Annotated in this window: 3 protein-coding genes; all 3 read right to left on the bottom strand. The window is 31.7% G+C overall.

Features of this window, described 5'->3' with window-relative positions; genetic code table 11:
• Positions 1-185 precede the first annotated feature (185 nt).
• Entirely contained in the window at positions 186-2150 is a 1965-nt protein-coding gene (locus AQ1685_RS06225; RefSeq protein WP_095070410.1) for an OmpA family protein, read from the bottom strand.
• Positions 2151-2533: 383 nt separating this feature from the next.
• A complete protein-coding gene (locus AQ1685_RS06220) occupies positions 2534-2845 on the bottom strand; it encodes a DUF3467 domain-containing protein (protein WP_095070408.1) in 312 nt (103 codons plus the stop codon).
• A gap of 47 nt (positions 2846-2892) precedes the next feature.
• On the bottom strand, positions 2893-7164 hold the full coding sequence (rpoC, locus tag AQ1685_RS06215; protein ID WP_095070407.1) for a DNA-directed RNA polymerase subunit beta': 4272 nt from the start codon (positions 7162-7164) through the stop codon (positions 2893-2895).
• Positions 7165-7212 lie beyond the last annotated feature (48 nt).

Here is a 7212-nt window from a genome sequence, read left to right as displayed (position 1 = left end):
CAAATTAATATAATTATTTAGGGGAGCTAGTTTGTTGTATTGTGATTTTTATGTCATCACACTACTAATATAATATTTTTTTTAACATACATTAACTTTTTTTCAAAAAAAAATCAAAATTTAATATATGCGCATAAAAAAAGCATGCACTATGCATGCTTTTTTATTATTCTGTCTCTCTTTATTTATTGATTATTTGTTTTTACGTTTTTTCCGCCTTTAACAATATAGAAATATGATCTTCTATTTCGTTGATGTTCTTCTTTAGAACAACGTTTTTGATTGGCGTCATTACAGTGATTTAATAATTGATCTTCTCCATATCCTATAGCACTTTCTATTCTATTAGATGCAATTCCTCGTGATATTAAATAAGCTCTTGTGGACTTTGCTCTATTGGTAGATAAAGTTCTGTTGTAAGCTTTGGTTCCTCTACTATCAGTATGAGATTCTATTTTGATCACCATATCTGGATGGTTTTTCATTACGGTTACGATATGTTCTAATTCGTACTCGGCATCTTCTCTGATGTTATATAAATCAAAATCAAAGTAAATCGGATTGATTACTATTTGTGATTGTTCTTTTGGTGTTTCTACGATGAGTGACTCTAAAACTAAATCTGCCTGAATTGCTTTTTTATCAATATCTTCTGTAGCTGTATCTTTTTTATCGTTTCTGTAGTCGTCTTTTGAAGCAGTTACTGTATAGTTATTTTCACAGGCTATATCTTTAAATGTATATCGACCATCAGCTAAAGTAACCTGTTTGCTAATTGGCTCACCTTTTTCATCTATTAAACGAACTGTAGCTCCTGATATAGGCACTCCTGTTCTAGAATCGGTAACAACACCTGTAATGTCTTCTTTACATCTATAAATTACAAAACTATAAATATCATCATCACCTTTTCCTCCTGTTCTATTTGATGAAAAATAACCGTATGATTTATCTTCACTTATTACAAAACTAAAATCATCTAAAGGACTATTTACTGGAGAACCTAAATTTACTGGAGTTGTAAATTTATTATCTGAAATTTTTGATTCGAAAACATCTAAAGCTCCTAAACCTAAATGACCATCTGAAGCAAAGTATATGGTGTTTTCATTGTCAACATAAGGAAACATTTCTCTTCCTTCTGTATTGATTTCTTTTCCTAAGTTAAAAGGAGTTCCATAAGTTCCATCTGGATTTATGGCCACACCATATATATCTGTTGCTCCTGCACCACCAGGCATATCTGAAACAAAATATAAAGTTTTACCATCTGTACTAAGAGCTGGATGGCCACAGGAATATAAATCACTATTAAAGGGCAATTCCTCAAGGTTTTTCCATTCGCCATCTATATTTTCTGCTTTATAAATTTTTAAATGGGTTACTTTTTCTTTATCACCTCTTAATTTATCTCCATCGTAATTATCTCTCGTAAAATATAATGTATTTCCATCGGCAGTTAATAAAGCGTTAGATTCATGATATCTAGTACTTATTTCTTCAAACTTACTTACATTACCTAATTCTAACCCTTCAGCGATATCACTAAACTCTTCTTCTGCAGTATATACGTTTAGGAAAGGTTGATTATTCCATTTATATTTTCTACGATCAAATTTTGTTCCGCTAGGTTTTGTTGATGCGTAGTATAACTTGTTACCATAAATAAAGCCTCCGAAATCTGAAAACTCTGTATTAATAGATAAGTTTTTTACGTTGACAAATGTTTTTTTTCTGTTAGAGTATTCGACAAAATAATTTCTATTCTTTGTTAATTCTATAGCACGAGAATCGTTTTTATCTAACTCTTTGAGTTTTTCTAACCATAAATCAGACTCTTTAACTTTACCATTACTTTTAAGCGCTTGTGCATATCTAAATAAATATTCTGGTAAAACTTTATCTTGGTACTTTTCCATTAGAAGTTTATACCACTTTTCTGCTTCTTCAGATTCTGTATTATAATAATATGAATCCCCTAGTCTACTTATGACCAATTGAGAATCATCACCTTTATCATATAAAATTTTATATAATTCTGCTGACTTTTTGTATGCAAATTCATTAAAATAACGATCTGCAGCATATCTACGTTGTGTGTAAGCAAAAGCTGTTACAAACAATAAATAGAATAAAATGACTCTTTTCATTAGATACTTAAGTTTAAATTTTAAAAGCTTTGTAAACCTTTAAAAATTGATATAATTTCTCTCTATTAATATTTTATTACATTATACAATGTTACTCTCATTAAGCTATATAATGGATAACATGCTCATTAATTTAAATATGAACTTAATTAAAATATTTTCAATCTTCTTATACTTTTAAGAGGGGGGAAAGAATATCAAAAACAATGTAGTAATAGTTTGATTTTATCAGAAGTTAATACTATTAAATCATATAGAATAGATTTACTTCATAGGGCAAATATAATTTTTTTACATAAAAAACGAAAATTATATAAAGTTTTAAGTTAAAGTAGTGTATTTATTAAAATAAAAAAACCGAGATAAATCTCGATTTTTTTATGTTAAGCTTCTCCAGTAGTACCTCCAAAATTCATTGGTATTGGTGGTTGCTCGTATTCTTTAATTTCACCATGTACTTGCTCGAACTTACGAACATTATCTGCTAATGCTTTTGTTAAGCGTTTGGCGTGTTGTGGTGTTAATATTATTCTTGACTTAACTTTTGCCTTTGGAACACCTGGCATGATATTAATAAAGTCAACAATAAACTCAGAAACTGAGTGATTAATTATAGCTAAGTTACTATAGGTTCCTTCTGCTACTTCTTGATCTAACTCAATATTAATTTGTGGGTCGTTATTTTTATCTTCCATATTTGTGTAATAAAAAAAGACCTCTTAGTTAAGAGGTCTTTATAGTTTTATAAACTCTGTTGGATTTCGTCTTTTGGTCCAACTATGATTTGTTCATAATTTCTTAGACCTGTTCCTGCTGGTATACGTTTACCAACAATCACATTTTCTTTTAATCCTTCTAGGTTATCAATCTTTCCATTTACAGCTGCTTCATTTAATACTTTTGTAGTTTCTTGGAAAGAAGCTGCAGAAATAAATGATTTAGTCTGTAATGAAGCTCTTGTTATACCTTGTAGTACTTGTTCTGCAGTAGCAGGCTGAGCATCTCTAGCCTCTACTAAGTTCTTATCATTTCTTCGTAAAATAGAATTTTCATCTCTTAATTCACGAGCAGTGATTAACTGACCTGCTTTTAAGTTATCAGAATCTCCAGAATCTTCAACTACTTTCATACCGTAAATCTTATCGTTTTCTTCGATAAAATCGTTTTTATGAACTAATTGGTTTTCTAAGAATAATGTATCTCCTGAATCAATAATTTTTACTTTACGCATCATCTGACGAACAACAACTTCAAAGTGCTTGTCGTTAATCTTCACCCCTTGTAAACGATATACTTCTTGGATCTCATTTACAAGATATTCTTGAACTGCAGAAGGTCCTTTAATTCTTAAAATATCTGCTGGAGTTGTAGCTCCATCTGATAATGGCATTCCTGCTTTGATAAAATCGTTCTCTTGAACTAAAATCTGGTTCGATAGCTTTACTAAGTATTTCTTAATCTCTCCTGTCTTAGACTCAACTATGATTTCTCTGTTACCACGTTTGATTTTTCCGAATGCAACAACTCCGTCAATTTCAGCAACTACAGCTGGATTCGAAGGATTTCTTGCTTCAAATAATTCAGTTACACGAGGAAGACCTCCTGTAATATCTCCTGCTTTACCAGATTTACGAGGAATCTTAACTAAAGTTTTACCAGATTCTACAGCATCTCCGTTTTCTACCATTAAGTGTGCTCCTACTGGTAAACTGTATGAACGTAAAGCGTTACCATCAGCATCTTCAATGATTAAAGAAGGAATAATCTTCTTATTCTTAGAATCAGTAATTACTTTTTCTTGTTTTCCAGTTTGCTCATCAACTTCAACAGAGTAGTTAATACCTTGCTCTAAGTTATCGAACTTAACTTTTCCTCCAAATTCAGAAACTATGATTCCGTTAAATGGATCCCATTGACAAATTGTATCACCTTTACTGATTGATTTTCTATCCAAATCAAAGATAGTTGAACCATAAGGAATATTATTTGCACTTAATGTAATTCCAGTCTTCTTATCTAAAATTTTAATTTCAGCAGTACGAGAAATAACGATATCTATATCTTGTCCTTCGTTATCTATACCTTTAACGGTACGTAAATCTTCTATTTTTACATTACCATCAAATTTAGCTATTAACTTGTTGTCTTCTGAAATGTTTCCTGCTACCCCTCCAACGTGGAAAGTACGAAGTGTTAACTGTGTACCAGGCTCTCCAATAGACTGTGCTGCGATAACTCCAACTGCTTCTCCTTTTTGTACTTTTTTGGCAGTAGATAAACTCTTACCATAACATTGTGCACAAATTCCTCTCTTAGATTCACAAGTTAGTGGAGAACGTACTTCAACTCTATCAATTCCAGATTCTTGTATCAAAGAAGCCGATTGATATGTAATTAATTCTCCTGCTGTTACTAAAATTTCATCAGTTGTTGGGTGATAAACATCATGTAACGAAACTCTACCTTCTATTCTATCAGCTAAAGATTCTACGATTTCATCATTCTTCTTTAAAGGCATTACCTCTAAACCTCTTAACGTACCACAATCTTCTTCATTTACGATTACATCCTGAGATACATCTACTAAACGACGTGTTAAATATCCTGCATCGGCAGTTTTTAATGCTGTATCGGCTAATCCTTTACGAGCACCGTGAGTAGAGATAAAATATTCTAAAATTGAAAGTCCTTCTTTAAAGTTAGAAAGAATCGGGTTTTCAATAATTTCTCCACCACCTGCTGTAGATTTTTTAGGTTTTGCCATTAATCCACGCATACCAGTTAACTGACGAATTTGCTCTTTAGATCCACGAGCTCCAGAATCTAACATCATAAATACAGAGTTGAATCCTTGTTGATCTTCACGTAAACGCTTCATCGATAACTCTGTTAATTGATTGTTAGTTCTACCCCAAATATCAATTACTTTATTGTAACGTTCTTTTTGGGTTAATAATCCCATGTTATAGTTCATTACAATTTCATCAACTTTCTGGTTAGCCGTAGAAATCATTGTATGCTTTTCCTCTGGAATAATGATATCACCTAATGAAAATGATAAACCTCCTTGGAATGCGAACATATATCCCATGTTCTTAATTTCATCTAAGAATCTTCCTACAGACGGTATATCAGTAACTTTTAAAATACCACCAATAATTCCACGTAATGATTTCTTAGTTAAAACTTGATTTATATATCCAGCAGCTTCAGGTACAACTTCATTAAATAAAACTCTACCAACTGTTGTTTTAATTATTTTAGTAACTACTTTTCCGTCTTCTACATCTTTAGTACGAACGCTTATTCCTGCATTTAAATCAACTCTCTTCTCGTTGAAAGCGATAGTAACTTCTTCTGGTGAATAGAAAGTTAAACCTTCTCCTTTGATTTCTAATTCAGGAGTAGATTTACGCTCTTTAGTCATATAGTAAAGACCTAATACCATATCCTGAGAAGGTACTGTAATTGGAGCACCATTTGCAGGGTTTAAGATATTATGAGAAGCTAACATTAATAATTGTGCTTCTAAAATAGCTTCTGGTCCTAAAGGTAAGTGAACCGCCATCTGATCTCCATCGAAATCGGCATTGAAGGCCGTACATACTAATGGGTGTAAACGAATTGCTTTACCTTCTATTAATTTAGGTTGAAATGCTTGAATACCTAAACGGTGTAATGTAGGGGCACGGTTTAATAAAACTGGATGACCTTTAATTACATTTTCAAGAATATCCCAAACTACAGGTTCTTTTCTATCTATTATTTTCTTTGCAGATTTAACTGTCTTTACAATACCTCTTTCAATTAATTTACGAATTACAAAAGGTTTGTATAATTCAGCAGCCATATCTTTTGGCAATCCACATTCGTATAATTTTAATTCTGGTCCAACAACAATTACAGAACGAGCAGAATAATCAACACGTTTTCCTAATAAATTCTGACGGAAACGTCCTTGTTTACCTTTTAACGAATCAGATAACGATTTTAAAGGTCTGTTAGATTCTGTTTTAACTGCTGATGACTTACGTGTATTATCAAATAATGAATCTACAGATTCTTGTAACATACGCTTTTCGTTTCTTAAGATTACTTCTGGAGCTTTAATCTCCATTAATCTTTTTAAACGATTGTTACGAATAATTACACGACGATATAAATCATTTAAATCTGAAGTTGCAAAACGACCTCCATCTAACGGTACTAATGGACGTAATTCTGGTGGAATTACAGGAACCACTTTCATGATCATCCACTCTGGCTTATTCTCTCTATTTTTTTGAGATTCTCTAAAGGCCTCAACAACGTTTAAACGCTTTAATGCTTCATTTTTACGTTGTTTAGATGTTTCTGTATTCGCTTTGTGTCTTAATTGATAAGATAATTCATCTAAATCAATACGAGCTAATAATTCAATTAAACACTCAGCTCCCATCTTAGCGATAAACTTATTAGGATCTGAATCCTCTAGATATTGATTGTCTTGAGGTAATGAATCAGCTATATCTAAATATTCTTCTTCAGTTAAGAAGTCTAATTTTTGTAATGGCTCACCTTCAGCATTTTTTGCTATACCTGGTTGTATAACTACATAACGCTCATAATAAATGATCATATCTAACTTCTTAGATGGTAAACCTAATAAATATCCCATCTTGTTAGGTAATGATCTGAAGTACCATATATGAGCAACTGGTACTACTAAATTAATGTGACCAACTCTATCTCTACGAACTTTTTTCTCAGTTACTTCTACTCCACATCGATCACAAACGATTCCTTTATATCGGATTCTTTTATATTTACCACAAGCACACTCGTAATCTTTAACAGGACCAAAAATTCTTTCACAGAAAAGTCCATCTCTTTCAGGTTTGTGTGTACGGTAATTTATTGTTTCTGGCTTTAAAACTTCCCCTTTAGATGCTTCTAAAATAGATTCAGGAGATGCTAAACCAATTGAAATTTTGTTAAATTTCTTAACAGTGTATTTTTCGTTTTTTCTTGCCATAATAGTTTGCAAAATGCTTTAAGCTATATGCTTAAATTATAAATTATA

This window comes from Tenacibaculum jejuense (genome assembly GCF_900198195.1).
GTDB lineage: Bacteria > Bacteroidota > Bacteroidia > Flavobacteriales > Flavobacteriaceae > Polaribacter > Polaribacter jejuensis.
Note: the sequence above shows the minus strand (reverse complement) of the source record. Positions and strands in the feature narration are given on the sequence as shown.